The 1660-nt window shown below is 71.7% G+C and carries 1 protein-coding gene and 1 pseudogene; both read right to left on the bottom strand.

The features are described 5' to 3' along the window. Positions 1 to 290 precede the first annotated feature (290 nt). Positions 291 to 1157, bottom strand: coding sequence for a transcriptional regulator (locus JJV70_RS19560; RefSeq protein WP_308294913.1), 867 nt, complete (start codon positions 1155 to 1157; stop codon positions 291 to 293). A gap of 132 nt (positions 1158 to 1289) precedes the next feature. Then, positions 1290 to 1487: pseudogene (locus tag JJV70_RS22960) on the bottom strand (helix-turn-helix transcriptional regulator); the annotation flags it as partial. Positions 1488 to 1660: the final 173 nt, after the last annotated feature.

Below are 1660 nucleotides of genomic sequence, written 5' to 3'. Positions count from 1 at the left end.
GACGATCCGGGTATCCCGTGACAGCGGACGCACGTGGGACACGGAAACCATCGTCCGCAACTCGCAAGACCTGACCCCGCTGTCCTCGTCCGTCTGGCCACCGTGCCAGTGTCCACGGTGCGGCACACGTCCGTAGTCGGCGGCCACTTGGAGACCGGCCCCCGCCCCGGCGGCGGCTTCCGCATCACCGCCCGCCTCCCCCTCCCCGGCCAGCGCTAACCCGCTTCGACGCGCCCGGGGCACCGGCCCGTGCGGGCTCCCCGGGCACGGGTTGTCGCGTGGGCGCGGCGTCAGGCGACCTGACGTAGGAGGGAACGGACTTCGGGCACGTCGCGGAACTCTTCGAGCCGCGCCAACACCACCCCGGCCCGCTCCGCTGTGCGCTCGCTGGCCACGTCGCTGGACAGGGTGATGACGCGTTCCGCCGTGGCCGCCGCTTCCTCGGGTTCGTTGGCGTCCGCCAAGGCGACGGCAAGCCAGGAGAGATACAGGGCGAGTTCCCGCGTGTGAGTGGCGTCGTACCGGCTGAGCACGTCCCGCAGCAGCGGGACGGCGCGGAGCGGGCGGCGCAGTTCCGTGTAGACGCGGGCCTCCATGACGTGCAGTTCCCCGGCGTCCACCCAGTAGAGGTAACCGGGTTCCTCCTCCCCGCCGTGTTCCTCCAGTGCCTCGCTCGCCTCCCCCAGGGCCCGCACAGCCGCCTGGGCTTCCCCCGCCTTGGCGCACGCCCATGCCACCCGGTCAAGGTAGAGAGCCCGGGCCCGAGGCGGTGCGTCGCGGGCGTTCTCCCACGCGGCCCGGGCCATCATGCGCCCTTCCCGCACATCGCCGGTGTTCGTCCGCTGGTAGGCCAATGAGCCCAGCAGGTTGCCCGCCAGGGTCGAGTCACCGGCCGTCTGCGCTGCCGACAAGCCGAGCCGGTAGACGCGTTCGGCCTCCGCATGCTGCCCGGCATCGCTGGCGATCCATCCCGCGATCTGTGCCAGTTCCCCGATGGCGCGCAGAAGCGACTGGCGGACTGGCTCGGTGTACTCGCCCTCGCGGAACAGCCGTACGGCCGAACGGAGTTCGCGGAGCGCCGGGCGCAGCAAGTCTCCTCCGGCCAGCACGTCGTCGGCGAGCCTGAGACCGTGGACCCGCTGGTGCACGTCGCGCACGGCCTCCGCTCCCACGCGGCGGCCCCGACGTGTCATCAGGGGTGCGAGCGGGTCACCCTCAGGCAGGTAGTCCGTCAGGGCCGGAGGGGGCGGTTCCGCTGGTTCCGGGCACTCCAGGAGCACGTCCACGGGGACGCGCAGAGCGGTGGCCAGAAACGGCAACCACGCACGCGGTTTCCGCTTCCCCGTCTCCCACCGGCTCACCTCCTGACGGCCAACTGGTGCCCCCGCGATGCCAGCCGCCCGGCATACCTCCCGCGCCAGCCGTCCCTGACTCCAGCCAAGGCGTTCACGTTCCCGCCGGATGTTGGCCCCGAGTGAGCTGTCCATGCCTTCAGTCTGGCCGACAGCGGGCCGACGCGGGGCCGCTATGCCCAGTTTCCGTGCCATCTGACCCTGGTGGCATGACCACAGAACCGACGCGCTACAGCGTTCCGCCCGTTGAACTGCCGCTACGGCTGGAGGGGGAACCGGCACCGGTTGCGGGGTGTGCCGGGTGTGCG

Origin of the sequence: Streptomyces sp. JJ66, from assembly GCF_019303495.1 — a bacterium.
Lineage (GTDB): Bacteria > Actinomycetota > Actinomycetes > Streptomycetales > Streptomycetaceae > Streptomyces.
This window is presented reverse-complemented; position numbering and strand designations above follow the sequence as displayed.